This window comes from Actinoallomurus sp. NPDC050550 (assembly GCF_040655075.1).
GTDB lineage: Bacteria > Actinomycetota > Actinomycetes > Streptosporangiales > Streptosporangiaceae > Actinoallomurus.
On record NZ_JBFAJC010000087.1, the window covers coordinates 1 to 25,086 of the forward strand.

24 protein-coding genes are annotated in these 25,086 nt (G+C 71.9%); 11 read left to right on the forward strand and 13 right to left on the reverse strand.

Going from position 1 to position 25,086, the window contains the following annotated elements:
• The 3 genes from AB0I04_RS51960 to AB0I04_RS51970 all read left to right on the forward strand — a co-directional run.
• On the forward strand, positions 1-209 hold a 209-nt coding region (locus tag AB0I04_RS51960), incomplete at its 5' end, for a 2Fe-2S iron-sulfur cluster-binding protein (protein ID WP_360903331.1).
• A complete protein-coding gene (locus tag AB0I04_RS51965; RefSeq protein WP_360903334.1) occupies positions 209-1,177 on the forward strand; it encodes a xanthine dehydrogenase family protein subunit M in 969 nt (322 codons plus the stop codon). The genes AB0I04_RS51960 and AB0I04_RS51965, both read left to right, overlap by 1 nt.
• A complete protein-coding gene (locus tag AB0I04_RS51970) occupies positions 1,174-3,348 on the forward strand; it encodes a xanthine dehydrogenase family protein molybdopterin-binding subunit (protein WP_360903337.1) in 2,175 nt (724 codons plus the stop codon). The genes AB0I04_RS51965 and AB0I04_RS51970 overlap by 4 nt, the downstream gene beginning before the upstream one ends.
• On the opposite strand, the gene AB0I04_RS51975 is transcribed toward AB0I04_RS51970, so the two are convergent.
• Positions 3,341-4,285 (reverse strand): LysR family transcriptional regulator, encoded by a 945-nt coding sequence (locus AB0I04_RS51975; protein ID WP_360903340.1) that lies wholly within the window; start codon positions 4,283-4,285, stop codon positions 3,341-3,343. The two genes, AB0I04_RS51970 and AB0I04_RS51975, sit on opposite strands and share 8 nt — an antisense overlap.
• Before the next feature lie 89 nt (positions 4,286-4,374).
• On the opposite strand from AB0I04_RS51975, the gene AB0I04_RS51980 reads away from it, so the two are divergent.
• Together AB0I04_RS51980 and AB0I04_RS51985 are read left to right on the forward strand one after the other, a co-directional pair.
• Complete coding sequence (locus AB0I04_RS51980; protein ID WP_360903343.1) at positions 4,375-4,992, forward strand: ATP-dependent Clp protease proteolytic subunit; 618 nt, start codon at positions 4,375-4,377, stop codon at positions 4,990-4,992.
• Positions 4,989-5,729 carry a dienelactone hydrolase family protein gene (locus tag AB0I04_RS51985; protein ID WP_360903346.1) on the forward strand — a complete coding sequence of 247 codons (741 nt, stop codon included), beginning with the start codon at positions 4,989-4,991 and terminating at the stop codon, positions 5,727-5,729. The genes AB0I04_RS51980 and AB0I04_RS51985 overlap by 4 nt, the downstream gene beginning before the upstream one ends.
• A 34-nt stretch (positions 5,730-5,763) precedes the next feature.
• Here the strand turns inward: AB0I04_RS51985 and AB0I04_RS51990 are convergent, their stop codons facing one another.
• Positions 5,764-6,432, reverse strand: coding sequence for a class I SAM-dependent methyltransferase (locus AB0I04_RS51990; RefSeq protein WP_360903427.1), 669 nt, complete (start codon positions 6,430-6,432; stop codon positions 5,764-5,766).
• Positions 6,433-6,541: 109 nt separating this feature from the next.
• Entirely contained in the window at positions 6,542-9,199 is a 2,658-nt protein-coding gene (locus AB0I04_RS51995) for an AAA family ATPase (protein ID WP_360903349.1), read from the reverse strand.
• 96 nt (positions 9,200-9,295) lie between these two features.
• Between AB0I04_RS51995 and AB0I04_RS52000 the strand changes: the two genes are divergently transcribed.
• Complete coding sequence (locus tag AB0I04_RS52000; protein ID WP_360903352.1) at positions 9,296-9,517, forward strand: DUF2277 domain-containing protein; 222 nt, start codon at positions 9,296-9,298, stop codon at positions 9,515-9,517.
• On the opposite strand, the gene AB0I04_RS52005 is transcribed toward AB0I04_RS52000, so the two are convergent.
• A complete protein-coding gene (locus AB0I04_RS52005; protein ID WP_360903355.1) occupies positions 9,492-10,487 on the reverse strand; it encodes a LysR family transcriptional regulator in 996 nt (331 codons plus the stop codon). The genes AB0I04_RS52000 and AB0I04_RS52005 overlap by 26 nt on opposite strands.
• A 70-nt stretch (positions 10,488-10,557) precedes the next feature.
• Between AB0I04_RS52005 and AB0I04_RS52010 the strand changes: the two genes are divergently transcribed.
• Positions 10,558-11,316, forward strand: coding sequence for an SDR family NAD(P)-dependent oxidoreductase (locus AB0I04_RS52010; RefSeq protein WP_360903358.1), 759 nt, complete (start codon positions 10,558-10,560; stop codon positions 11,314-11,316).
• A gap of 33 nt (positions 11,317-11,349) precedes the next feature.
• Here AB0I04_RS52010 and AB0I04_RS52015 read toward each other — a convergent pair whose 3' ends face one another.
• Entirely contained in the window at positions 11,350-11,982 is a 633-nt protein-coding gene (locus tag AB0I04_RS52015; protein ID WP_360903361.1) for a pyridoxamine 5'-phosphate oxidase family protein, read from the reverse strand.
• A 176-nt stretch (positions 11,983-12,158) separates the two neighbouring features.
• Here AB0I04_RS52015 and AB0I04_RS52020 point away from each other — a divergent pair, with 176 nt between their 5' ends.
• The gene (locus AB0I04_RS52020; RefSeq protein WP_360903364.1) at positions 12,159-14,510 is read left to right on the forward strand and encodes a Tex family protein; all 2,352 of its coding nucleotides are present in this window, start codon (positions 12,159-12,161) and stop codon (positions 14,508-14,510) included.
• 89 nt (positions 14,511-14,599) lie between these two features.
• On the opposite strand, the gene AB0I04_RS52025 is transcribed toward AB0I04_RS52020, so the two are convergent.
• The 7 genes from AB0I04_RS52025 to AB0I04_RS52055 all read right to left on the reverse strand — a co-directional run bounded on the left by AB0I04_RS52025 (position 14,600) and on the right by AB0I04_RS52055 (position 21,153).
• Positions 14,600-14,884 carry a hypothetical protein gene (locus tag AB0I04_RS52025; protein WP_360903367.1) on the reverse strand — a complete coding sequence of 95 codons (285 nt, stop codon included), beginning with the start codon at positions 14,882-14,884 and terminating at the stop codon, positions 14,600-14,602.
• Between the two features lie 94 nt (positions 14,885-14,978).
• A complete protein-coding gene (locus AB0I04_RS52030) occupies positions 14,979-15,467 on the reverse strand; it encodes a hypothetical protein (protein WP_360903430.1) in 489 nt (162 codons plus the stop codon).
• A gap of 250 nt (positions 15,468-15,717) precedes the next feature.
• On the reverse strand, positions 15,718-15,975 hold the full coding sequence (locus AB0I04_RS52035) for a hypothetical protein (RefSeq protein ID WP_360903370.1): 258 nt from the start codon (positions 15,973-15,975) through the stop codon (positions 15,718-15,720).
• Positions 15,976-16,020: 45 nt separating this feature from the next.
• Positions 16,021-17,001, reverse strand: a complete 981-nt coding sequence (locus AB0I04_RS52040) for a TerC/Alx family metal homeostasis membrane protein (protein ID WP_360903373.1) — start codon at positions 16,999-17,001, stop codon at positions 16,021-16,023.
• 195 nt (positions 17,002-17,196) lie between these two features.
• Positions 17,197-18,996: a serine hydrolase gene (locus tag AB0I04_RS52045; RefSeq protein WP_360903376.1), complete on the reverse strand. Its 1,800-nt coding sequence runs from the start codon at positions 18,994-18,996 to the stop codon at positions 17,197-17,199.
• A gap of 28 nt (positions 18,997-19,024) precedes the next feature.
• The gene (locus AB0I04_RS52050) at positions 19,025-20,284 is read right to left on the reverse strand and encodes a DUF1343 domain-containing protein (RefSeq protein WP_360903379.1); all 1,260 of its coding nucleotides are present in this window, start codon (positions 20,282-20,284) and stop codon (positions 19,025-19,027) included.
• Positions 20,281-21,153: an endonuclease/exonuclease/phosphatase family protein gene (locus tag AB0I04_RS52055; protein ID WP_360903382.1), complete on the reverse strand. Its 873-nt coding sequence runs from the start codon at positions 21,151-21,153 to the stop codon at positions 20,281-20,283. Before AB0I04_RS52055 ends, AB0I04_RS52050 begins: the two co-directional genes overlap by 4 nt.
• 135 nt (positions 21,154-21,288) lie before the next feature.
• On the opposite strand from AB0I04_RS52055, the gene AB0I04_RS52060 reads away from it, so the two are divergent.
• Complete coding sequence (locus AB0I04_RS52060) at positions 21,289-21,852, forward strand: hypothetical protein (RefSeq protein WP_360903385.1); 564 nt, start codon at positions 21,289-21,291, stop codon at positions 21,850-21,852.
• A gap of 72 nt (positions 21,853-21,924) precedes the next feature.
• Positions 21,925-22,569, forward strand: coding sequence for a copper resistance protein CopC (locus tag AB0I04_RS52065; RefSeq protein ID WP_360903388.1), 645 nt, complete (start codon positions 21,925-21,927; stop codon positions 22,567-22,569).
• Positions 22,570-22,671: 102 nt separating this feature from the next.
• Here AB0I04_RS52065 and AB0I04_RS52070 read toward each other — a convergent pair whose 3' ends face one another.
• Complete coding sequence (locus AB0I04_RS52070; protein ID WP_360903391.1) at positions 22,672-23,076, reverse strand: RodZ domain-containing protein; 405 nt, start codon at positions 23,074-23,076, stop codon at positions 22,672-22,674.
• 246 nt (positions 23,077-23,322) lie between these two features.
• Between AB0I04_RS52070 and AB0I04_RS52075 the strand changes: the two genes are divergently transcribed.
• A complete protein-coding gene (locus AB0I04_RS52075; RefSeq protein ID WP_360903394.1) occupies positions 23,323-25,053 on the forward strand; it encodes a substrate-binding domain-containing protein in 1,731 nt (576 codons plus the stop codon).
• Positions 25,054-25,086: the final 33 nt, after the last annotated feature.

Below are 25,086 nucleotides of genomic sequence, written 5' to 3' on the forward strand. Positions count from 1 at the left end.
TTGTGGGGCTGGGGGGTTTCGCCTTGTGGGCGGGGTCCCTGGGGGGTTTCGGCACGGCCGGCCATATCTTGGGGGGGGCCCCCCACCTCACGGCGGCCCACGCCCGAAGCGACGAGGAGATCCGCGAGGCGATGTCCGGGAACATCTGCCGCTGCGGCGCCTACCCCGGCATCGTCGACGCGATCAAGAAGGCGCGGGAGGCGGGCTGATGCGCGCGTTCGATTTCACCGCCGCCCGTACGCTGCCGGAGGCGCTGCGGCTCGCGGGGCCCGGCTCGGCGTTCCTCGCCGGCGGCACGACACTGGTCGACCTGATGAAACTCGACGTGCTGGCGCCGGGGCGGGTCATCGACATCAACCGCCTGCCGCTGCACGGGATCAGGCAGGCGCGGGACGGCCTGCGCATCGGCGCGCTCGAGCGGATGAGCGACGTCGCCCGGCATCCCAAGACGTACCCGGTGATCGCCGAGGCGCTCGCGCTCAGCGCGTCCCCGCAGCTGCGCAACATGGCGAGCATCGGCGGCAACCTGCTGCAGCGCACCCGCTGCGGCTACTTCCGCGACGTCCACATGGCCTGCAACCGGCGGCAGCCGGGCAGCGGCTGCGCGGCGCTGACCGGCGACAACCGCACGCACGCCATCCTGGGCACCAGTGACGCGTGCGTCGCGACCCATCCGAGCGACCTGGCCGTGGCGCTCGTGGCGCTGGACGCCTCGATGCGCCTGGTGAGCCGCTCCGGCGAGCGCCTGGTCCGGCTCGCCGCCTTCTACCGGCCGCCGGGCGACACTCCGCAGGTCGAGAACGACCTGCGGCCCGGCGAGCTGATCACCGAGGTGGTCGTGCCGCGCCTCCCGTGGGCCCGCCACTCGACCTACGTCAAGGTACGGGACCGCAGCTCGTACGAGTTCGCGCTCGCCTCGGCCGCCGTGGCGCTCGACGTACGTGGCGGCGTGATCCGCGAGGCGCGGGTCGCGGCGGGCGGCGTCGGCACCGTGCCGTGGCGACTGCCCGCCGTCGAGGCGGCACTGCGGGGGAAACCGCCGACGCGGGCCACCTTCGAGGCGGCCGCCGCCCCGGCCGCCGACGGCGCACGACCGCTGCGGGGCAACGCGTTCAAGGTGACGCTGCTGAAGCGCACGATCGTCCGCGCCCTCACGAGCCTGGAGGGGCGGTCATGACGGACCGGGTCGACGGGCGGCTCAAGGTCACCGGCGGCGCGGCGTACGCCGCCGACAACCGCCTCGACCGCCTCGCGTACGGCTACATCGTCACCAGCACGGTCGCGCGCGGCACGATCGTGAGCATGGACACGGCCGCCGCGTCGAAGGCGCCCGGCGTCCTCGCGGTGTACACGCCGTTCGAGCCGCTGAAGCTGTACCGCTACACCAAGGAGCAGAACGACGAGCTCACCCCGCCGTTGCAGGACGCGAACGTCCGCTACTTCGGCCAGGCGATCGGCCTCGTCGTGGCCGAGACGTTCGAGCAGGCCCGGGACGCGGCGGCGCTGATCCAGGTCCGGTACGACGCGCGGACGCCCGCCGCCTCCTTCCGGGACGGCCTCGCCTCGGCGACCGACCCGCCGAGCGGCTCACCGGTCTCCGAGGTGCTCGCGCCGGGCGTCGGCTCCATCGACGACGCCCTGCACGCGAGCGAGGTCACGATCTCGGCGACGTACACCGCGTCGATGCAGAACCACAACGCGATGGAGCCGCACCCGACCGTCGCGGCCTGGGACGGCGACCACGTGACGCTCTACACGGCGACCCAGGGCGTCGTGCTCGTCGTCGACCGGATCGCGGAGGCGCTCGGCATCGACAAGGCCAAGATCCACGTCCGCAACCCGTACGTCGGCGGCGGCTTCGGCAACAAGTGGGGCATCTGGGCGCACACGCCGCTGACCGCCGCCGCGGCGCGGGCGCAGGGCCGCCCGGTCAAGACCGTCCTCACGCGCGAGCAGACGTTCACCGTCGTCGGGCACCGGCCCGCCTCGCAGCAGACCGTGTCGCTCGGCGCGCGGAAGGACGGCACGCTCACCGCGATCAAGAACGACGGCGTCTCCAGCAAGTCGGCGTCGAACGGTTTCTACGAGCCCGTCGCCAACCTGTGCCTGTCGATGTACGCCTCGCCCAACATCCACGTGAGCCGGAAGGTCGTCACGCTGGACGTGCCGGTCACCACGATCATGCGGGCGCCGCAGGAGGCGAACGGCTCCTTCGCGCTGGAGAGCGCGATGGACGAGCTCGCGGTCAAGCTCGGCATGGACCCCCTGGAACTGCGCCGCAGGAACGACTCCCCCGTCGTGCCGAGCAGCGGGGTGCCCTGGTCCAGCAAGCACCTCGACGAGTGCTATCGGATCGGCGCGGAGCGGTTCGGCTGGTCGCGGCGGAACCCGGCGCCGGGCGCGGTCACCGACGGCGACCAACTCGTCGGGCTGGGCATGGCCACCGCGACGTACGGCGCGTCGCGCGCGCAGGCGTCGATCAAGGTACGGCTCCTGGCGGACGGCACCGCCGTGGTGTCCGGCACCGGAGCCGACCTCGGCACCGGGCAGTCCACCGTGTGGGCGATCCTCGCCGCCGAGGCGCTCGGCATCCCGGTGGGGCGGATCCGGCCCGACCTCGGCGACTCCGCCGCACCGGTCGCCGCGAACGCCGGCGGCTCCGGCTCCACCTCCACGAACGGCCCGGCCGTCCAGCTCGCGACGGACGCCGCCAAGACCGCCATGATCACCTTGGCCGTTCAGGACGAGCGGTCCCCGTTCCACGGAATGGCCGCGGGCGACGTCCGGTTCGAGGACGGGAGGCTGACCGCCGGGAACCTGTCCGTGCCGTTCGGCTCACTGCTGACCTCGCTGGACGTCCCCGGCGTCGAGGCGACCGCGACGTCGCCGAAGAACGGGGACAAGGCCCACGGCTTCCGGTCGTTCGGCGCGCACTTCTGCGAGGTGCGCGTGAACGCCTGGACCGGCGAACCGCGGGTCTCCCGCTGGTTGACCGTCCTCGACGCCGGCCGGATCGTCAACGAGAAGACCGCGCACAACCAGATCGTCGGCGGCGTCGTCATGGGCATCGGGCACGCCCTCCTCGAGGAGACCCGGCTGGAGCCGGCCACCGGGCGGATCGCCAACGCCGACCTCGCGTCGTACCTCGTCCCGGTGAACGCCGACATCCCGCCGATCGACGTGCACTTCCTCGACTACCCCGACACGCTGCTCAGCCCGCTCGGTGCCCGCGGCATCGGGGAGTTCGGCATCGTCGGGGCCGCCGGCGCCGTCGCCAACGCGGTCTACAACGCCACCGGCAAGCGAATCCGCGACCTGCCGATCACCTTGGAGAAGCTGCTCACCTGAGCGCGGCGCGGTCGACGTCGGGGATCCAGACGCGCTCGTCGCCGGGGTCGGGAACGGAGGGAACGGGAAGCGCGGCGAGGAGTCTCCGCAGCCGCGGATCGCGATTCCGGCGCTGCCAGGCGATGGACCACACGTGCAGCGGCACCGGTCCCGCGATCGGGATCTGCCGCCTGCGCGGGTCGTGCGGCATGTCCATGCCCGCCTCGCCGAGCACCACGGCGCGCGTCTCGCGCCGCATCTGCTCCCCGTAGTCCCGGACCCCGATCGCGAGCTCGGTGAACCGGACGGGGACGCCGAGCTCGTCACGGAGCCGGAGGAGATAGCCGCGCGATTCCTCGGAGCCGCCGGGGTCGGGCATCGCGATCCCCGCTTCCCGGAGGTCGGGCAGCCGCAGGACGGTTCGGCCGGCGAGGGGATGTGCCTCGTCGACGAAGGCGTGCAGGGGCTCGATGTGCACGGGACGGTGGTCGAGCTCGGCGGGCCAGGGCCGGCCGAGGTCGTGCACCCGGCCGAACGCCGCGTCCAGTTCGCCGCCCAGCAGGGCCGGCAGCGCGGTCGCCAGTCCCTGCCTCATCGTGGGTTCCACCCGCAGGCCTGGAGTCCGTCCGACCGCCTCGCGCAGGATCCGCAGGGGCGTGAAGCGCTCAGCGAACACCTCGACCCGCAGCGGCTCGGACGTGTCGCGGACGGCGGCGACGGCGGTGTCGTACGCGGCGACGGCGTCCCGGGCGAGCGGCAGGAACCGCCGGCCCGCCGGCGTCAGCGTGACCCGGCGCGTGGTGCGCTCGAACAGCGGCACTGCCAGGGCGTTCTCCAGCCGGCGAATGCGTTTGGACAGCGCCTGCTGGGTCAGGAAGAGCCGCTCGGCGGCCCGGCCGAAGTGCAGTTCCTCCGCGGTGACGACGAACGCCCGCATCCCCTGGAGATCGGGTTCCACACGAAAAGGCTCGACCAACAACCGTCGGTTGTCAAAGCCGCGTGAGAAGTTGTTGGACGTGGCGTCCGAGCCGCCGCTTACCTGACGCCATGAACCTTCAGATGCTCTTCGAACCGGCCTCGCGTACCGCCGAGGCGCCCCCCGCGCCGTCGATGGGCGACCCGGTCTTCCAGCGGCTGCTGCGCGAGCGCATCATCGTCCTCGGCCAGGAGGTCGACGACGAGATCGCCAACCGGATCTGCGCCGAGATGCTGCTCCTGTCGGCCGAGGACCGGAACCGCGACATCCACCTCTACATCAACTCGCCCGGCGGCTCGGTGACGGCCGGCTTGGCGATCTACGACATCATGCAGTTCATCCCGAACGACGTGGCGACGCTGTCGATGGGCTTCACCGCGTCGATGGGGCAGTTCCTGCTGTGCGCGGGTACGCCCGGCAAGCGCTACGCCCTCCCCCACACCAGCATCCTCATGCACCAGCCGTCCGGCGGGATCCGAGGTGTGGCCGCCGACATCCGGATCCAGGCCGAGCACATGCGCGCCGTCAAGCACCTCATGCAGGAGCGCATCGCCCACCACACGGGGCAGCAGGTCGAGCGCATCGAGGCCGACTCCGACCGCGACCGCTACTTCACCGCCGAGGAGGCCCGCGCGTACGGCTTCGTCGACCACGTCGTGCGCTCCGCCGACCAGGTGCTCCCCCGATGACCGTGGTCACCAGGCCGGTCGCGTACCGGCACGGCTCCGCCGCGCTCGAAGGCGTCCTCATCACCGACGAGGCGATCCCGGCGCCGGCGCCCACGGTGCTCGTCTGCCACGGGGCGGAAGGCATGAGCGACGCGCTGATCGAGTTCGGCAAGCGCATCGTGCCCTGGGGATATCAGGCGTTCGCCATGGACCTGTTCGGCAAAGGCGTGAGCGCGTCGACGCCGGAGGAGTTCGACGCGCGCATGCGGCCGTTCCTGGAGGACCGCGCGATGCTCGCCGACCGGCTGGCCGCCGTCGTCTCCATCGTCGCCGGGCTGACCGAGGTGGATCCCGCCCGGCTCGCGGCCGTCGGGTTCTGCTTCGGCGGGCTGTGCGTGCTCGACCTGGCCCGGACCGGCGCGGCGGTCACGGGCGTCGCGGCCTTCCACGGCGTCCTCACGCCTCCGCCGAACCGGTCCGTACGGCCGATCGGCTGCAAGGTCGCCGTCTATCACGGCTGGGAGGACCCGTTCGCGAAGCCGGACGACGTCGTCGCGCTGGCGGCCGAACTCACCGAGGCCGGTGCTGACTGGCGGATCGAGGCGTTCGGCCACGCGAAGCACGCGTTCATGGCGCCGAGCGCGAACAGCCCCGAGCTCGGGATCCAGTACGACGCCCGGACCGCCCGGCGCGCCTGGTCGGCGCTGGAGGGCTTCCTCGCCGAGTGCCTGGCCGAGGAGAGCGCCGGTCACCGGTAGCGGCCGGCGGCTTCACGGGCGCTTTCGATATCGGTCATTGCGGTCCTGCCTGGTCGGAGTGCTCGCGGATGGCGGTGCCGAGGATGTGGGTCGCCGCCGGGGAGGGGATCCTGGTGGGCGGGAAGGGAAAACGGTCCACTTCAGAGAGGGTGAAGCCGGCGGCGGTGATGGCCGATTGGGTGTCGCGGCCGGTGTGGCAGCCTCCGCACAGCCGGGGCCAGATGGTCGCGTCCACGAAGCGCTGGACGCGGCGCATGGCGGGCGAGTCGGCCTGTACGTGCTCGAAGAAACGCAGTTGCCCACCGGGCCGCAGCACGCGGTGGAGCTCGGTGAGCGCGGCTCCCGGGTCGGCGATCGAGCACAGGGTCAGGCAGACCACGGCCGCGTCGAAGGAGCCGTCGGCGGTCGGGAGTTGCTCGGCGCGGCCGTTGACGACCTCGATCTGTACCGGCGCGGCGCGCGCGGCTTCCCGCGCGAGGGCGCGCAACTGCGGCTCGGGCTCGATGGCGACCACTCGCCTCACCTCGGCCGGGTAGTGCGGGAAGTTCAGGCCGTTGCCCGCGCCGATCTCGATCACCTCCCCGGACAGCCCGGCCAGGAGGCGTTTGCGGTGTTCGGCGACGCCCGCCTTGTCCAGGGCGGGTCCGGCGACCTTCGCGTAGAACCAGGCGAAGATCGGGTGCCGTGTGCTGCCCGATGCCATGGTGCTCACCGTCCTCTTCTCCCCGGCGTCCCGGGCTACCCATGGTGACCCAGCGAGCGCCGGCCGCGCAGCCCCGCTGCGTGGGTCACCTTGTGGATCCCCGCTCAGGTCACAGGTAGAGGCCGAACCTCTCCTCCGCAGGCGCGGGGCGGGACGGCAGGTCCTCGGCGCACAGGGTGACGAGGTCGGTCCGCGAGGGCCGGTCGAGGCCGGTGACGCGCTGCGCCTGGCGGGCGACGGCGGCGTCGAGCAGGTTGCGCATGAACCGTCCGTTGCCGAACGACGGACCGCGCTCCGTACGGCGGAGCAGGGCCCGCAGCGCGTCGCCGACCTCCGGCGCGAGGACGAAGCCGTCGTCGGCGGCGAGCCGTTCGAACACGGCGCACAGCTCGTCGTCCGTGTAGCCGGCGAAGTGCAGCTGCTTGGGGAACCGGGAGTCCAGTCCGGGGTTGGCGGTCAGGAAGTCCGCCATCTCCTGCTCGTAGCCGGCGACGATGACGACGAGGTCGTCCCGGTCGTCCTCCATGAGCTTGACCAGCTCGGCGACGGCCTCGAGGCCGAAGTCGCTCTTGAACGACGGCTGGGTGAGCGTGTAGGCCTCGTCGATGAAGAGCACGCCGCCCATGGCCCGCTCGACCAGCCGGCGGGTCCGCGGGGCCGTCTGGCCGATGTACTCGCCCACGAGGTGCGCGCGGGACGCCTCGACCAGGTGGCCGGAGGACAGCACGCCGAGCTTCTTGTAGATCTGGGCCAGCAGCCGGGCCACCATGGTCTTGCCCGTGCCGGGATCGCCGGTGAACACCATGTGCCGCGTCGGAGCGGTACCGCTCAGCCCCTGCTCCGCGCGCAGCTTCTCGGCGCGCGTCATCGCGATGAGGAGCCCGATCTCCCGTTTGATCGTCTCCAGGCCGGTGAGGCCTTGCAACGCGGCGAGCGGGTCGTCGTCGGCGCCCGAGGCGTCGAACGCGCGGGGGACATCGGCTCGTTTGACGACCAGCTCGGCGTCCGTCTCCGTACGGTCTCGTACGGACTCGATGGCGAGCTCCGCCAGGTGTGCCACGAGGCGGGCGTTGCGGAGGGTCTGTGTCGGCGGTGTCACGGCGAGCAGCGCCCCGGCGGCGTCGCGGGCGCGTTTGTACGTCCGCGCGCCGCGCCGGCGCATCTCCCGGTCGAACAGCTCGGCGTACCCGTCGGCCGTGAACGGCCGGGTCCGGGCGACACGGAACCGGTTCAGCAGGGCCGGGTCGGCGTCGCGGATCCGCTCCACCCCCGCCTCGCCGCAGAGCGCGATCAGGTGGAGGTCCTCATGCACCGCCAGCAGCCGGTGCAGCTCGCTGATCAACGCCTGGCCGTTGCCGGCCTCGGTGGCGAACTCGTCCAGGCCGTCGATGACCAGCAGCCGGTCCCCGGCACAGTCGCGGACGTCGGCGTGCAACTTGGCGGCGGCCTCGAAGAGGGGCTTGCCCGCGAACAGGTTGTGCGTGAGCCATAGCGGGTCCCGGGCAAGCTCCAGCGCCTTCGCCAGCTCCTGCACGGCGAGACGCCGGCCGGTGCCCGCCGGCCCGGCCACGAGCAGGCGTACGGTCGAGTTCCCGCCGGTGGTCTCCTGGAGCAGTGCGGTCAGCTCGGGCTGGCCGACGAGGCCGGTGGCCACGTCGGGAGGCGCGGCGGCCTCGTCACGTACGGGCTTCTCCTTCCGGGCGGTCGCGAGCTTCGTGGCGAGCGGGTTGGCGACGCGGCGGCGGGGGGCGTAGAGACGCCGCAGGTCGCGCTGGAACTGGTCGATCGGCGTGTAGTCCGGGCCGCTGCGCTGCGGCTCACCGGGCAGGCCCTGCACGCAGGCCACGAACCGGGTCGCCATGTCGAGCCAGGCGCGGCAGGCGTCGGCCGCGCCCTCGACCAGCGCCTCGTCGAGCCAGAGCCGGACCTCCTCCTGCCACGCACCGGCCCGGAAACCGTCGCGATGCCGCCAGAAGCGCGCCCGTACCTCCTTGTAGAGGTCGTCGCCGAGCACGACGGACAGCTCCACGGGCACGCGGTCCAGGCCGCACTGGATCAGCAAGCGGCTCAGGTGGGTTCCCACCGATCGGGAGCGCCGCACCGCACCGGACAGGTGGTCGTGCGCCGCCTGGAGTCCGGACCACACCCATTCCAGGTAGCCGACCGGCCCGGCCAGCTCGGGCACCTCGGCGAGGATCTCGTCGTCGGCGTGCGCGGCCCAGTGCGCGCGCAGTTCGCTCTTGGACAGGTTCACGTCGCAGTCCGGCGGCTCGTCGTACAGCCGGAGGAGCGCGCGGCGCCTGCCTTCGAACGGCTCGATCCCTTCGAGCACGGCGAGGCTGTCACGGGCGAGTTCGATCGCGAGTTCGCGGTCCGGTACCTCGATCAGCCAGTCGACCGGTGGCCGCCAGTAGTTGGTCGAGGTGTGCCACTTGGTGTGCAGTTCGGTCAGCGGCGCCGGATTGCTGAGGTGCCGGGCGAGCAGGCGTTCGTGCAGCTGGCAGCGGTTACCCGCCCGGATCGCGCTCACGCCGGGCAGGAAAGCGATGATCTGGTACAGGTCCGCGGCGACCAGCGAGGCGGGCAGTGTCAGCAACTTGTGGGCGTCGGTGGTCAGGTCCGCGCACCGCGGGTCGGCGAGGAGCCCATCGATCCGATCGGCGATCTCCTCGAAGAGCCCATCGGGCACGCGCCACGGGCCGTACGAGTAGACGTCGAGGATCGGCTCGTCGGTGAGCAGTAGTTCCAGATGCTCCGGCAGCCGCACCACAATCCCCCATCGACCCATGGAAACCGGACAGCAGCCTACGGTGGGTCGATCATGAATGGGGCCGGTGTCCGACCCTGGGTGCAGGATGGTGCCATGTGTAGAAGCATCAAGACGCTGCGGCCGCCGGCCACCGACGAGGTCACCGAAGAGGACATCCGCGCGGCGGCGCTGCAGTACGTCCGGAAGGTGTCCGGGTTCCGGCGTCCGGCAGCGCACAACCAGGCCGTCTTCGACCAGGCCGTCGAAGAGGTGACCCGGGCGACCGCCGCGCTGCTCGCCACCTTGGAGGTCAGGGGCGCGCGGACCGGCTCCTGACCCCTGCCGGTCGTTCGGCCCCCACGCGAACGCTCGGATCCGCGCCCTCGCGGAGGTGGGTCGCGGTCTCACGCCCACGGCCGGCATGGACGCCCGCGTTCGCCCCTGACCCCGCCGGCGCTCGATCGTCGCGGACGCGGGCGGCGACGTCGGTGGCCGCGCGGACGAAGGCCGCGAGCGCGCGTGACGTGCTGCGCTCAGGCCAGGCGAGTACGAGGGTCGCCGACGGTGCGTCGACCACGGGGACGCAGACAAGGTCGCGGCGCATGAGGCGGCGAGCGGACTCCGGGACCACGGCGACGACGCGGCCGAGGGCGATGAGCTGCATCAGCTCGGCGACGTCGCGCACCTCCGGGCCCGTTGCGTCGTCGCCGACCTTGCCCGGCCAGCGAGGCTGCGTCTCACCCTCCAGGTCCGCCCTGCGCAGGCTCGCCCGGCGGGCCAGCGGGTGATCGGCCGGGAGCACCACCACCTGGTCTTCGACGAGCAGTTCCTCGGTGTCGAAACCGCTGAGGTCGTGCACGGTGTGCAGGAACGCGACGTCGGCGCGGCCGTCGCGCAGGAGAGCCGCGCGCTCGCCCACGCCGGAGACGATCTCGGCGGGGAGCGCGTCCGGATCGGTCTCGTACGCCTTCAGGATGGCGGGCAGGAGGCCGCCGTCCCCTCCCGGCTTCATCGCGAGCACCAGCCGCCGGCCGGGACCGCCCGCTCGCCGGGTCCGGGCGGTCGCCGCCGAGACGGCCTCGAGGACCTTCCCGGCCTCGTGCAGCAGGACCTCGCCCGCCGGCGTCAGCGCCACGCGCCGGCTCGTGCGCTCCACCAGCGTCACGCCGAGGCGGCGTTCGAGCTGCCGGATCGCGCGAGACAGCGGCGGCTGCGCGATGCCCAGGCGCTCGGCGGCGCGCGTGAAGTTGAGCTCCTCGGCCACCGCCACGAAGTAGGCGAATTCTCGCGTCTCGACCGGATCCATACCTGCAGGGTATTGAACGCGACCCGGCCGGTCTTGGTCCCCGGCACCGCGCCGGTGGTGGGCTGGTCACATGACGAACGAGCAATCCCACGACGGCCGGATCGCGCTGGTCACCGGAGCGAACAAGGGAATCGGGCGCGAGGTCGCCGGCCGGCTGGCCGCGCTCGGCATGACCGTGCTGGTCGGGTCGCGCGACGCAGACCGCGGCGCGGAGGCGGTCGCGGCCCTGCGCGCGGCCGGCGGCGAAGCCCACGCCATCTGCCTCGACGTCACGGATCCGGACACGGTCCGGGCGGCGGCCGAGCACGTCGCCGAGTCCTTCGGGCGCCTCGACGTGCTCGTCAACAACGCCGGGATCCCCGGCGCGCTCTCCGCCCAGGCGCCGAGCCGCGCCGACCTGGCCGTCGTCCGGGAGGTGTTCGAGACCAACGTCTTCGGCATGATCACGGTGACGGCCGCGCTGCTCCCCCTGCTCCGGCGCTCGGCCGCCGGGCGCATCGTGAACGTCAGCAGCAGTCTCGGGTCGTGCGGCCTGATGAGCACGCCCGGCACCCACCAGGCGGGGCTGCCGCCCTCCGCCGCGTACGTGCCGTCGAAATCCGCGCTGAACGCGCTGACCGTGCAGTACGCCAAGGAGCTGCGCGACACCGCGATCCTCGTCAACGCCGCCGACCCGGGCGCCTGCGCGACCGACTTCACCGCGCCGCTCGGGTACGACGTCCCCCGCACCGCCGCCGACGGCGCGACCGTCGTCGTACGGCTCGCCACCCTGGGCGCGGGCGGGCCCACCGGTGGCTACTTCAACGAGGACGGCCCCCTCCCCTGGTGAGGCCGGCCCGTGGCCCGCGCGGCTCCCGCGGGCTCAGCCGTACAGGCGCTTGGCGTAGGCGGGGCCGTAGTAGCGCTCGAGCTCCTCGAGGGTCTCCTCGGTCTTCTGAACGCTCTTGACGATGTGGGCGTGCGGCGGGAGGGCGTCCGGGTTCCACGTCTCGGGCTTCCACAGCGCGGAGCGGAGGAACGCCTTGGCGCAGTGGAAGAAGATCTGCTCGATCTCCACGACGAGCGCCAGGCGCGGCCGGTGGTTCTTGACGACCATCTCGTCGAAGAAGGGGGCGTCGCGCAGCAGCCGGGCCCGGCCGTTGATGCGGAGCGTCTCGCTGCGGCCGGGCACGACGTAGATCAGGCCGACGTGCGGGTTGGCCAGGATGTTGCGGAACCCGTCGACCCGCCGGTTGCCGGGGCGGTCGGGGATGGCGATGGTGACGTCGTCGATGACGTGGGTGAAGCCGGGCGGGTCCCCCTTGGGGGAGACGTCGCAGGCGCCGGTGGCGTCGGCGGTCGCGATCAGGCAGAACGGCGAGGCCGCCAGCCACTCCCGGTCCACTTCGTGCAGCCGGACGCGCTCCTTGGCGATGGCACGCGGCATCGGCTCGCCGAGCAGGTCCCGCAGCTCCTCCTCCGAAGTGATCTCCGTAACCGTCGTGACATCCGTCATCCCGCCGCCCCCTTCGTGGTCACGAGCGGATCTCAGCGTAGCCCGAGGCCCTCACGGCCATCCACGGGGATTCTCAGCGGCCGGAAGCCGCCGCCACGTCGCTCGGACGGCGCGACAACGCGCGCTGATGGTTGCACAATGCTTCCCAAGCTCAGTGAGAGGTCGGGTCATAGATCGTGTCCACGTCGATTCACCAGAAGATCGCCGAAGAACTCGGCGTGCGCGAGCGGCAGGTGCAGGTCGCCGTCGATTTGCTCGACGGCGGTTCCACCGTGCCGTTCATCGCTCGGTACCGGAAGGAGGCGACGGACGCGCTCGACGACGTGCAGCTGCGCACGCTCGAAGAGCGGCTGCGCTACCTGCGGGAGCTCGACGAGCGGCGCGCGGCGATCCTGGAGTCGATCGAGTCGCAGGGCAAGCTCGACGACGCGCTCCGGGCGCAGATCATGGCCGCCGAGACCAAGGCCCGGCTCGAGGACATCTACCTGCCGTACAAGCCGAAGCGCCGTACGAAGGCCCAGATCGCCCGTGAGGCGGGGTTGGAGCCGCTCGCCGACGCGCTCCTCGCCGACCCGGGCCTCGACCCGCAGGCCGAGGCGGCGAAGTACACCAACGCCGACCTGGACGTCGCGGCGGCGCTGGACGGCGCCCGCGCGATCCTCGTCGAGCGGTTCGGTGAGGACGCCGATCTCATCGGCGACCTGCGCGAGCGCGTCTGGTCGCGGGGCCGCATGGTCGCCAAGGTCCGGGAGGGCAAGGAGGAGGCCGGCGCGAAGTTCTCCGACTACTTCGACTTCGCCGAGCGGCTGTCGGAGCTGCCCTCGCACCGGGTGCTCGCGCTGTTCCGCGGGGAGAAGGAGGACGTCCTCGACCTCACCCTGGAGCCCGACACCGAGGAGACCGATCCCGCGCAGCAGAACACCTACGAGCTGGCCATCGCGCACCGCTTCGGCGTCCCCTCCGGCTCCCGGTGGCTGACGGACACCGTGCGCTGGGCCTGGCGCACCCGCATCCTCGTCCACCTCGACCTGGACCTGCGGCTGCGGCTGCGCCAGGAGGCCGAGGACGAGGCCGTGCGCGTGTTCGCCACCAACCTGCGCGACCTGCTGCTGGCCGCACCGGCGGGCAGCCGTACGACGATGGGCCTCGACCCCGGCTTCCGCACCGGCGTGAAGGTCGCGGTCGTCGACCGTACGGGCAAGGTCGTGGCGACCGACACCATCTACCCGCACAAGCCGCACGGCCGCTGGAAGGACGCCCTGGAGTCCCTGGGGCGGCTCGTCGAGCAGCACGCCGTCGACCTGGTCGCGATCGGCAACGGCACCGCCTCGCGCGAGACCGACCAGCTCGCGGCGGACCTCATCAAGAAGCACCCGAAGGTCACCAAGATCGTGGTGTCCGAGGCGGGCGCCTCGGTCTACTCCGCCTCCCCGTACGCCTCGCGGGAGCTGCCCGACCTCGACGTGTCGATACGCGGCGCGGTCTCGATCGCCCGCCGGCTGCAGGACCCGCTCGCCGAGCTCGTCAAGATCGACCCCAAGTCGATCGGCGTGGGCCAGTACCAGCACGACGTCTCCGAGGTGAAGCTGTCGCGCTCCCTCGACGCGGTCGTCGAGGACTGCGTCAACGCCGTCGGCGTCGACGTCAACACCGCCTCGGTGCCGCTGCTCACCCGCGTGTCCGGCATCGGCTCCGGGCTGGCCGAGAACATCGTCTCGCACCGCGACGCCAACGGCCCGTTCCGCGCCCGCGACACTCTCAAGAGCGTCGCCCGGCTCGGCCCGAAGGCGTTCGAGCAGTGCGCGGGCTTCCTGCGCATCCAGGACGGCGACGACCCGCTGGACAGTTCCGCCGTGCACCCGGAGGCCTATCCGGTCGTACGGCGCATCCTGGGCGCTACCGGCGGCGATCTGAAGGCCCTGATCGGCAACAGCACCGCCCTGCGCTCCCTGAAGCCGCAGGACTTCGTCGACGACACGTTCGGCCTGCCGACGGTCACCGACATCCTCAAGGAGCTGGACAAGCCGGGCCGCGACCCGCGTCCGGCGTTCAAGACCGCGACGTTCAAGGAGGGCGTCGACAAGGTCAAGGACCTCGAGCCCGGCATGATCCTCGAGGGCGTCGTCACCAACGTCGCCGCCTTCGGCGCGTTCGTCGACATCGGCGTCCACCAGGACGGCCTCGTCCACGTCTCCGCGATGTCCCGGACGTTCGTCAAGGACCCGCGCGACGTCGTCAAGTCCGGCGACGTGGTCCGCGTGAAGGTCCTCAGCGTCGACATCCCGCGCAACCGCATCTCGCTGACCCTGCGCCTCGAGGACGACGCCGAGCGCCGCCCGCAGGACGACGGCGGACGCCGCGACGGTGGCGGCGGCGGAAACCGGCAGGGCGGCGGCCGGCGTGACGACCGCTCGGGCCGGCAGCGCCGCGACCGCGGCGGCTCCGGCGGCGGAAGTGGAGGCGGAGGCGGCGCGATGGCCGACGCCCTGCGCCGTGCCGGCCTCGACAAGGGCCTCGGCGGTCGCTGACCAAGAGATCCCTGGCGTTCACGGGTGGACGCCAGGGATCACCTCCTTTTCGTCGGCCGAACACCGATCAGATGCCGGCTCGACCGCTGTCATGCGAAGGCCACAACGTCCCCGGCCATGACCTGGGGCGGGTTGGGCATCAGGGCCGCGAGCTTGTCCTGCACGAAGTCCTCCGCGCTCGAGACCGACTCCTTGGCACCGGTCTCGTCCTCGAAGACGCTGGTCGAGATCATGACCCCGTTCCCGGCATCGACCCAGTAGTAGGCCACGAAGCCTGGGATCTGGCGCATGAGCGGCACGAACCCCTCGTTCACCAGGCGTCCCGCCTCGTGCGGATCGGTCACCCCTTCATACCGCCGGATTGCTGCGTACATGGCTGATCTCCTCGCGGGTTCCGAGTTCGTCCTCTACTGAGGCCCGTACCCTGCGACAGCGGCCTCGCTCGACGCCTCCGGCAAAGGACGCCGGTCAGCGGTCGATGAAGTCCTGGGGGACCATGACGCGGAGGGCGTTGGGGCGGATGTGGATGCGGACCGGGGTGCGGCCGCGGATCTCGCCGTCGATGTCCAGCGGCAGGGCGGGGTAGGTCTCCAGGTGCAGGTCGCCGGTGGTCAGGAACGGCTCGTCGTCCATGGTGAGGTACGACCCGGTGAGCGCGTGCCGGACCGCCGAGCCGATCAGGTGGAGACGGCTGCCCGCGCCGAAGCGGTAGGCGAGCAGCAACCGGTCGTCGATGTCGGCGTCGCGTGCGATGCGGCGGCCTCCGTGGAACGCGCCGTTGGCGATGTTGAGCTGGTGCGTCTCGAACTCCAGCGTGGTGTCGCCGGCGGTGATGCATGCCCGAAAGGGGCGGTGGCCGGGGAGCGCGGACAGGGCGGTCAGGGGGTACGCGGACCGGCCGAGATGCCGCTTGAGGCGGTGCGGCACCCGGTCGGCGACCTGGACGGAGACGCCCAGGCTGACCTTTCCTTAGTCACTCTTGGTGATCTCGTGATACCGTTCTGCTATCAGCACGCCTCGTGCCCAGGCGACGCGAGGCACCTTCCTCGGTCCGATAGCCGTGCAAGCTGGACCGATAGCGTCCGGAGGGACGTGCCACGCGGGTCGGCGGCTTTGCCCGCCGACACCAGGGCACGAAGACGATTGGCACAGGCCCGGCATCCAGCCGGGACGATTCCTGAGGATTCCCCAGGAATCGCTTAGCCAATCAGAGACGCTGACCATGTTGGTGAAGGGTGGAGCCAGCCTGGCCGAGGTCGACGTCGGCGACAGCCTCGTCGAGGGCCCGCGCCAGGCGCTCCGGCCGCCGTACGTTGATCACCCGGGCCACCGTGACGCCCTGCTCGGCTAGGAGCCGGGGGGCGCGGTGGAGGAGCGCCGCACCCATACGGGCCCGGGTATTGATCACGAGTACGGCGGGACCGCCGTCCCTGATGGCGGCCGTCAGCTCGTCTTTGCTCCGCATGTCACTCGTGATACCAGTTTTGACGTCTTTAATGACTCTTTACGGTCAGTCCTCGGCGGCGCGGAGCCTCGACGGAGCGCGGCGCCGGGCGTACAGGCTGGTCGCGGTGACGGTGAGGAGCGTCACGACGATGACGGCGAGGGACAGCGGCGTCGGGACCTCGGGCACCTGCGACCAGGAGCCATGCGCCCAGTGCAGCACCAGCTTGACCCCGATGAAGGCGAGGATGACGGCGAGCCCGTAGCCGAGGTGGACGAGCTTGCTCAGCGTGTTCTGCAGCACGAAGTACAGCGCGCGCAGGCCGAACAGGGAGAAGGCGTTCGCGGTGAAGACGAGGTACGGATCCTGGGTGATGCCGTAGACGGCGGGGATGGAGTCGACGGCGAACACCACGTCGGCGCCGAACACCGCCACGACGACGAGCGCGAACGGCGTCAGCGCCCGGCGGCCGCCCTTCCGCGCGAACATCCGCGGGCCCTGGTAGTCGTCGGTCACCGGCATGAAGCGGCGCAGCAGGCGCACGGAGCGCAGCGATGAGACGTCGACGTCGTGGTCCGTGCCCTTGACCGCGTCTTTGAGGATCTTCACGGCGGTCGCGAGCAGGATCGCGCCGAACAGCAGGAACGCCCAGTCGATCGCCTGCAGCGCCGCCGCGCCGATCACGATGAAGATCGCACGCAGTACGAGCGCCCCCGCGATGCCGTAGAGCAGGACGCGCTGACTGAGGACCGAGGGCACGGCGAACGCGGCGAGCAGCAGCATGAACACGAAGAGGTTGTCGACGGACAGCGACTTCTCGACCAGGTAGCCGGTGAAGTACTCCGTCCCGATCGACGCCCCGAACCGCTTCCAGGCGAAGACGCCGAACAGGATCGGCAGCGCCACGTAGAAGCCCGACCACGCCAGCGACTCGCGCAGCGAGGGCGTGTGCGGGCGGCGCGTGAGCATCAGATCGACCGCGAACAGGGCGAGGACACCGGCGATGGTGATCGTCCACAGCAGCGGCGAGGCGATGGACTCGGACATGCGAGAACTCCCGGAACGTCAAAAGCGTCCGAGGTCTCCTTCACCCGCCGTCAGGGGCGGGCCGCCGCCCGGGGACCTCGTGGGAGGCCCGTACTGACCGGGTGGGCGCTGGGAAGTACTCCCCTCGCCCACCCACTTTAGCCGGATAAGGCCGGGTAAAACCAAGATTCCGGGCGGTCGGGTTGGTCACATGGGTCAGTTCGCGCTGCGGACCCAGCCGACGGGCTGGAAACGGGCGGCGTCGGCGGGGCGTTCGCCGTCGAAGACCAGGCGGCCGGCGGCGTCCCGGGCCCGTACGCCGTCGACGTACACGCCGCGTCCCTCGTACGCCGGGTCGGTCGTGTAGCGCCAGCGGACCGAGGTCGTGCCCGCCGGGAGCGTCGCGGTCGCGGTCGCCCAACGCCGCCCGGCGAACCCGGAGAAGGCCCCGTTGACGGTCCACGCGGTGCGCCCGGCCCGCAGGGACAGCGGTGCGGGCGTCCAGGTCTTCCCGTCCGGGGAGGTCTCGAGCACGCCGATGTCGGTCTCCTCGGTGTCGTACCAGAGGTGGAAGGACAGCCGGGAGGCTCCGGCGGGCATCGGCGCGGTCAGGGTCGCGGTCGTGTTGTCGTTCATCTGGGAGAACCACGCGTCGCGCCCGTCGGCGGGCCGTACGGGGACGGCGCGGGCGAGGTCGTGGGCGACGGCGCGGCGGGCGGGGTTGATGCTGCCCCAGTTGCGGCTGGGGTGCACCCGGTTGGTGAGCAGGATCGCGAACGACCGGGAGATCGGGTCGATCACGATGCTGGTGCCCGTGTAGCCGGTGTGGCCGATCGTGACCGGAGAGGCCATGGCGTCCTCGTACCAGCGCAGGCCGATCTCGAAGCCGAGGCCGTGAGCGTTGCCGGGGAACGCGGTGTTGAGGTCGGTGAACAGCAGCCGTACGGAGTCCTCGGACAGGACGCGGGCGTGGCCGTACCGCCCGCCGTCGAGGATCATCTGGGCGAAGATCGCGATGTCGTGGGCGGTGGAGAACACCCCGGCGTGCCCGGCGACGCCGCCGAGGGCGTAGGAGTTCTCGTCGTGCACTTGGCCCCAGACGAGGCCGCGGTCGAGGGCGGCGTACGGCTTGTGCTCGTACTCCGTGGCGGCGATCCGCGGCTTCTCCGACGCGGCCGGGTTGTAGCCGGTGTCGCGCATGCCGAGCGGCCCGGTGATGCCGTCCCGGACGAGGACGTCCAGGGTCTTGCCGGTCACCTTCTCCAGCACGAACTGCATCGTGATCATGTTGAGGTCGGAGTAGATGTAGGCGGTGCCGGGCGTGGCCTGCGGCGTGTCCGCGAACAGCGCCGCCTCCTGCGCCGCGCGGCCGCTGTAGTTGTAGAACGGCAGGTCGGGCCGCAGGCCGCTGGTGTGGGTGAGCAGCTCGCGGATGGTGATCGCGCCCTTGCCGTTCTGGGCGAAGCCCGGCAGGTAGGTCGCGACGGTGGCGTTCAGGTCGATGCGGCCCCGCTCGATCTGCTGGATCGCCGCGACAGTGGTGAACAGCTTCGACATGGACGCCAGGTCGAAGATCGTGTCCTTGCGCATCGGGATCCACTGGTCGCGCGGCAGCTCGGTCGGCTTGTCGTCGGCGTACCGCAGCGCGTACCCCATCGCCTCGTGCTCGGCGACGACGCCGTTCCGGGCGGCCAGCACCACGGCGCCCGGGTAGAGCGGGGTGGTCGGCGAGGGGTTCATGTAGCCGGCGGCGTCCTTGGCGATCGCCGCGACCGCGTCGGGGAGCAGCCCGGCCCGCTGCGGGGAGCCGTACCGGAGCACCTGTCCGGAGGTGAACCGCAGGTCCGCGGCGGTGACGGTCGGCGGCCCGGCGGCGCTCGTCCGCGCGGGGGCGGACGCCCCCTTCCGGACCGGCCCGGCGGCGGACGCCCCCTTGTTCACCGGGTCGGCGTGGGCCGCCGCGACCGGTGCGCACAGGCCCGCGAGGGCAACGAAGATCGGCAGGGCACGGCGCATCGTCTCTCCCGGGGGTCGGAGGGGTGGCTCAGCGGTACAGCAGGTAGTGGGCCCGCCGGGCGCGGAACCGCGCCAGCTCGCCCTGCCAGCCGGCGACGACCTGGTCGACGTTCGCGCCGCCGTCGATGGCGGTACGGACCTGGTCCGAGCCGGTGAGCGTGTCGATGTCGTACGGGGGCTTGCTCTCCCGCCAGGCGAAGTTCTTCGGGTAGAGCCGCCGGGCACTGATGATCATGGCGAGGGCGGTGCGGATCGGGTCGTAGCGCCGTCGGTCGGTGACGACCAGCTGCACGCCCCCGCAGTTCTGGTTCACCCACTTGGAGAACGTCGGCACGAAGTACGCCTCGCGGAACCGCACGCCCGGCAGGTTCAGGCCGTTCAGGTCGTCGACCCAGTGCCAGTCGACGTACGGCGCGCCGACCAGTTGGAACGGCAGGGTCGTGCCGCGCCCCTCCGAGAGGTTCACGGCCTCGAACAGGCCCATGCCCGGATAGGCGAACGCCGTGTCGACCGTCGGCATGTTCGGGGAGGGCGGCACCCACGGCAGGCCCGTCTCCTCGTACGTCATGCCGCGCCGCCACCCGCGCATCCGCACGACCTGCGGCTTCGCCTTCCCATCCAGGAACTCCCCGTCGAAGAACCGGGCGAGCTCGCCGACGGTCATGGCGTGCTGCTGGGCGATCGCCGCGCGGCCCACGCCGGAGGCGTACTCCGGGTGGAGGACCGGCCCGGTCGCCTCGACGCCGCCGAGCGGGTTGGGCCGGTCGAGCACGACGAAGCGCTTGCCCGCCTGGATCGCCGCGCGCATGCAGTCGTACATCGTCCAGATGTAGGTGTAGAAGCGCGCGCCGACGTCCTGGATGTCGAAGACGACCGTGTCGACACCGGCCTTGGTGAAGTCGGCCGCGATCTGCTCGGGCTTCTTGGCGTAGGCGTCGTAGACCGCGATCCCGGTGCGCGGGTCCTTGTAGGAGCCCTCCGAGCCGCCGGCCTGCGCCGAGCCGCGGAAGCCGTGCTCGGGACCGAAGACCGCGACGAGGTCCACGCCGGACCCGTTGTGCATGATGTCGACCTCGTGGCTCAGGTCACGGATCACCGCCGTCGGGTTGGCGACCATCCCCACCTTCTGGCCGCGAAGCTCCTGATAGCCCCCGGCGCGCAGCGCCTCGAAGCCCGTCGACACCCCTCGGCCGGGCGCGGCCTGGGACGCCGGGAGATCAAGGGAGGCGAATGGGACGGCCGCGCCGGCGACCGCGATTCCGCGAAGCATTCCACGCCGTGTCGTCATGATCGAATCCCTCTCAGGTCGGCCACGACGGGCCGGTGGTCGGAGGCGAGCGTGTCCGGCACGAACGCGCCGGTGACCCGCGGGCCCGGGGTGAACGTGATGTAGTCGATGCGCTTGACCGGCGCGTCGGCGGGCCACGTGGGCGTCGTACGCTTCCCGGCGACGGTCAGCGCGTCGCTCAGCCGCGTCCACAGCGGCGCGAGCTCGGACGCGTCCGGCTCGGCGTTGAAGTCGCCTAGCAGCAGCTTAGGACCACGCCGCCGGGACATGATGGCCGCCATGTCGGCTACCTGCGCCCGGCGCACGGCGGGGTCGGACCGGTAGTCCAGGTGGGTCACGAACACCCGGATCCGTACGCCCCGCGCCTTGATCAGCACCTCGGGGAAGCCGGGTGCCGGGGCCGGGACGGGGTTCGGCACCTGCGTGGACAGCCGCGTGATCTCGTGATTCTCCGCGCGGAGGATCGGGAACCGGGACAGCACCGCGACGCCGAACCTCCGGTCCGGCGCCCCGGCCCGGTCGGGCGGCAGCGTGTAGATCGGCGCGAAGAACACCCGCATGCGCAGACGCCGGGCGAGCCAGGACGCCTCGTCGGCGTAGTCGCTCCGCGTCCCCCAGGCGACGTCGACCTCCTGCAGCCCGACGACGTCGGGATGCTGGGCCTCGATGGCACGTGCCTGGCGTTCGAGGTCGAAGACGTGGTCGGCGCCCGCACCGGCCTGGATGTTGTACGACATCACCCGCAGCGCCGCGCCTGGGCGTACGGCCGCGTGGGCGGGCGGGGCGGCGACCAGAGCGGCGAGGAACATGGCGAGCCCCGCGACCGTCCGGGAACGGGTCCGGGCGGAACGGCGGACGAGCGGGGCCATGGACTCTCCTGCCGCGTCGACTGAAAAGAATCAACAGGATCTTGCGGACGTATGAAAATTAGATACAGGGGACGCGGGCGTCAATAGCCCGCCCTCAAAACGGTCCCGTACCGGCGATGGGAGGATGGAGGGGTCATGCCCAGCGAGCCGGTCTTCCGTCTGCCCCGCGCGGTGGTGTTCGCCGCCGTGTGCACGGCCCTTGCCGTCGTCGGGCATACGGCGGCGTCCCACGGGCCCGTCCCCGCGGCGGCGGTGGCGGCGGGGCTGGCCGGGCTGACCGTCGTCGGCGCCGTGCTGGCGGGGACCGAGCGGTCCCTGGGCACTATCCTCGCCGGGCTGCTCGGCGGGCAGTTCATGCTGCATGTCCTGTTCACGGCGGCGCAGCACGGCCAGCACCTGGCCCATCACCCGGCGGTCCTGGCCTCCCACGGCACCCGCGCGATGACGCTCGCGCACGTGACGGCCGCCGCCGTCTCGGCCTGGTGGCTGCGGCGCGGCGAGCGCGCGGTGTGGCGGCTGGCCCGGAAGGTCGCGGCCGCCGCCGTACGCCCGTGGCGGGCGCTCCTGACCTCGCCCGCTCCCCTACCCGTGCCGTACCGGCACCCCGTCGCCGACACGGTGACCGGACCGCCGGAACACCTCCTCCGCCACATCCTCACCCGGCGCGGGCCACCCTCTCCGTTCCCCGCGTTCGGCTGAACGCCCGACGGACCGGATCGGCGAATCCGGTCCCCCAGCACGCTCCCCGAACATCACGAACGGAGAACTTCCATGCGCATGGCGCATCCGCCCGGCCTCGACCGACCCGCCCGGGGGCGCCTCGCGGGGACCCGCCGAGGACCGGTCGCCCGGTTCACGGCCGCGGTCACCGCGACGACCCTCGCCGGCCTCCTCACCGGCGTCCTCGGCGCCGCACCCGCCGAGGCCCACACCACGCTCACCTCCGCAGTGCCCGCCAAGAACTCGAAGGTGCCGTCACCGGCCCGGATCAAGCTGACCTTCGCCGAAGCGGTGCGGTTCCCGGGCATCGTCGTGCTCGACGCCAAGGGCGGCCATCACGAGTCCGGCAAGGCGCAGGCGACGGACGCCACGGTGACCGAGCAGGTCGGTGGCGTCCTCCCGCCGGGGGTCTACACGGTCGGCTGGCGGGTGGTCGCGGAGGACGGGCACCCGGTGACCGGCGACTACAAATTCACGGTCGTGGGCGGGACGTCCCCGTCACCGGCCGCCACGTCTCCCGCCGCGACCTCCCCGGCGACCGGCTCCGCGGCCCCGGCGGCAGGCGCGCCGGCCGCCCGGCAGACCTCGTCCTCGTCCGGCGGGGGCTGGGGGTGGGTCGGCCTGGGCGCCGCCGTCGTCGCCGTGCTGATCGCCGGCGTGGTGCTGCTGCGCAGGCGCCGCACGGCGCGGACCTGACCAGCGTGCCCCCACCGCAGGGCTGATGGCCGTTTCCGACGGCATCCGGGATCGCCGCCGCTCCGTACGGCGCGCGGCGCTCCCGGATCCGGAGGCGGCGTCTCAGGAGCGTACGGCGGTGAACTCGACGCGGCGGCCGGGCTCGTCCGGCGGCCGCCGGACGCCGTTGACGTACACCTGGACGGCTCCCGCGTCGCCGAGGACGACGTTGAGGCGCGGGTCCTCGAAGCGTACGGACTGGCCGTGTACGAGAGTGCGGTTGACCAGGATGTCGCCGCCCGGAACGCCGACGAACACCTGGCAGCGCGGGCCGGTGACCATCAGGGTCAGCGTCGCCGCCGGGGCGGTGGCGGTCGTCGGCCGGGCCCGGGTGGGTGTGCGGACCTGCGCCCAGATCGAGTAGCCGGCGAATCCCAACACGCCGGTCAGCAGGAGGATCCCGGCGACGGCGACCGCCGTCGAGGCGCGGAGCGACCGCCTGCGCTCAGGCGAGACATGACGTCCCACGGCGGAGAGTCTAGTCAGGCTTTCTTCCGCATGTCAGTCGTCCCATTTGTCAATGTCCGGAAACGGTCGTGGAGACGCGTTTGGCGGATCATCATGCGACGTCCGAGACCCCTGTGGCATAGGGGGTATCGCCCGCCTGGTGACCATCGCCGAATTGTCCGGAAGCAGGCGTTATTAGCAGTCTTTAACCGGATAATCTCCGGAGAAGTGACGGGAAGCCGTCAATGAACGGGACGGACGCCTGCGATGCCTTACTCTCGCCGTGCTCTCTCGGCCAAGGCACTGGGCATGCTGTCGGTCGTCGTGCCGACGCTCGCCGCCTGCTCGCTCGGCTCCGGCTCGAGCGGATGCGCCGACCAGTCGATCACCGTCGCCGCCGCCCCGTCGATCGGCCCGGCGATCGAGCAGGCCGCGCGCCGCTACAACGCCGGCGCCTCCTGCGCCCGCGTCACCGTACGCCGCCAGCGGCCCGCCGAGGTCGCGGCCGACCTGTCGGGGCAGGGTTCCAACCCGGGGGCGGAACGCCCCGACGCGTGGATCCCCGACTCGTCGCTCTGGCTCCCGATCGCCCGCCGCACCGGCGCGGGCGCCGCCGTCGTACGGCCGTCCGGCGCTTCGGTCGCGATGTCGCCGCTGGTCCTCGCCGTCCCGCGCGGGCACGCGCCCAGCACCGCAGACTGGCGGCTCCTGCTGTCCCACCAGTTGCCGGGCACCGGGGGAGCACAGCCTCCCCTGCGCGTACGGTTCCTCGACCCGGCCGCGGAGGCCACCGGTCTCGGCGCGCTGCTCCTCGCCCAGAACGCCGCCGGCTCCGGCAAGACCGGGCTCGCGACCTTCGCCGTCACGCTCTACTCCGACCTCGGCGCCGCCCTCCCCGACGAGCGAGCCGCCTACACGGAGATCGCCAAGGGTGCTGCCTCACCTTCGAACAGTCCCTCCGGGTCATCCCCGACCAACCCACCCGCGGCGACCTCCCGGCCGCCGACCGCCGTCGTGCTGTCCGAGCAGTCGGTCTGGCAGCACGGCCACACCGACGCCACCCCGCCCGTCACCGCGCTCTACCCCGACGGCCGCACACTCGCCCTCGACTTCCCGTACGTCTCCACCACCACCGACCGCAAGCGGTCGAGGACCGTCGAGGACTTCCAGGCCACGCTCGCCCAGTCCCAGACCCGCGTGGCGCTGCAGGGGCTCGGACTGCGCACCCCCGACGGCGTCGCCGGGGCGGACTTCGACGAGCGGTACGGCGTCGTCGCCCGCGTCCCGGACCGGCTCCCGTCCCCCGACCCGACGAACGTCGGCCGGGTCCTGCAGATGTGGCAGCGCACCGTGCTCGGCGCGCGCATGCTGATCCTCCTCGACGTCTCCCCGTCCATGGCCGACCCGGTCCCGCAGACCAAGGACACCCGCATGCAGGCCACCGCCAAGGTCGCCGTCGGCGGGGTCCACATCCTCAGCGACAACTCCCAGGTGGCGCTGTGGGAGTTCGCCACCCAACTGGACGGCGACCGGGACTATCACCAGATCGTGCCCTTCCGGACCCTCAGCGACAGGGTCGGCGCGGGATCGCAACGGAACCTGCTCGAACGGTCGTTCGCCGCCGCCGCGCCGGTGCCGCACACACGTACCAGCCTGTACGACTCCGTCCTCGCCGCCTACCGGGAGGCCGTACGGACCTACCAGCCGGACCACAACAACGTCGTGGTGCTGCTGACCGACGGAATCAACTACGACCCGGGCCGCACCATCTCGCTGCAGACCCTCCTGACGGAGCTGAAGCGGGCCGCCGACCCGATGCGGCCGGTCACGATCGTCCCCATCGCCTTCGGCCCGGACATCGACCCGGGATCGCTCCAGCGGATCGCCGCGGCGACCGGCGGGGAGGCGTTCGTCACCCTCGACCCGCGGCAGGTTCAGCAGGTCTTCCTGCAGATGCTCATCCGCCTCACATGCGGGCAGACCTGCCCGATGTCGTGAGGCGTACGGGGAGACGCGGCCGGCGGCAGAGAC

Excerpts from the sequence above, each read along its gene's own strand:
- AB0I04_RS51965 (WP_360903334.1), top strand. The coding sequence starts at position 209 with ATGCGCGCGTTCGATTTCACCGCCGCCCGTACGCTGCCGGAGGCGCTG.
- AB0I04_RS51970 (WP_360903337.1), top strand. The coding sequence starts at position 1,174 with ATGACGGACCGGGTCGACGGGCGGCTCAAGGTCACCGGCGGCGCGGCG.
- AB0I04_RS51980 (WP_360903343.1), top strand. The coding sequence starts at position 4,375 with ATGAACCTTCAGATGCTCTTCGAACCGGCCTCGCGTACCGCCGAGGCG.
- AB0I04_RS51985 (WP_360903346.1), top strand. The coding sequence starts at position 4,989 with ATGACCGTGGTCACCAGGCCGGTCGCGTACCGGCACGGCTCCGCCGCG.
- AB0I04_RS51990 (WP_360903427.1), bottom strand. The coding sequence starts at position 6,432 with ATGGCATCGGGCAGCACACGGCACCCGATCTTCGCCTGGTTCTACGCG.
- AB0I04_RS52000 (WP_360903352.1), top strand. The coding sequence starts at position 9,296 with ATGTGTAGAAGCATCAAGACGCTGCGGCCGCCGGCCACCGACGAGGTC.
- AB0I04_RS52005 (WP_360903355.1), bottom strand. The coding sequence starts at position 10,487 with ATGGATCCGGTCGAGACGCGAGAATTCGCCTACTTCGTGGCGGTGGCC.
- AB0I04_RS52010 (WP_360903358.1), top strand. The coding sequence starts at position 10,558 with ATGACGAACGAGCAATCCCACGACGGCCGGATCGCGCTGGTCACCGGA.
- AB0I04_RS52015 (WP_360903361.1), bottom strand. The coding sequence starts at position 11,982 with ATGACGGATGTCACGACGGTTACGGAGATCACTTCGGAGGAGGAGCTG.
- AB0I04_RS52025 (WP_360903367.1), bottom strand. The coding sequence starts at position 14,884 with ATGTACGCAGCAATCCGGCGGTATGAAGGGGTGACCGATCCGCACGAG.
- AB0I04_RS52035 (WP_360903370.1), bottom strand. The coding sequence starts at position 15,975 with ATGCGGAGCAAAGACGAGCTGACGGCCGCCATCAGGGACGGCGGTCCC.
- AB0I04_RS52040 (WP_360903373.1), bottom strand. The coding sequence starts at position 17,001 with ATGTCCGAGTCCATCGCCTCGCCGCTGCTGTGGACGATCACCATCGCC.
- AB0I04_RS52045 (WP_360903376.1), bottom strand. The coding sequence starts at position 18,996 with ATGCGCCGTGCCCTGCCGATCTTCGTTGCCCTCGCGGGCCTGTGCGCA.
- AB0I04_RS52050 (WP_360903379.1), bottom strand. The coding sequence starts at position 20,284 with ATGACGACACGGCGTGGAATGCTTCGCGGAATCGCGGTCGCCGGCGCG.
- AB0I04_RS52055 (WP_360903382.1), bottom strand. The coding sequence starts at position 21,153 with ATGGCCCCGCTCGTCCGCCGTTCCGCCCGGACCCGTTCCCGGACGGTC.
- AB0I04_RS52060 (WP_360903385.1), top strand. The coding sequence starts at position 21,289 with ATGCCCAGCGAGCCGGTCTTCCGTCTGCCCCGCGCGGTGGTGTTCGCC.
- AB0I04_RS52065 (WP_360903388.1), top strand. The coding sequence starts at position 21,925 with ATGCGCATGGCGCATCCGCCCGGCCTCGACCGACCCGCCCGGGGGCGC.
- AB0I04_RS52075 (WP_360903394.1), top strand. The coding sequence starts at position 23,323 with ATGCCTTACTCTCGCCGTGCTCTCTCGGCCAAGGCACTGGGCATGCTG.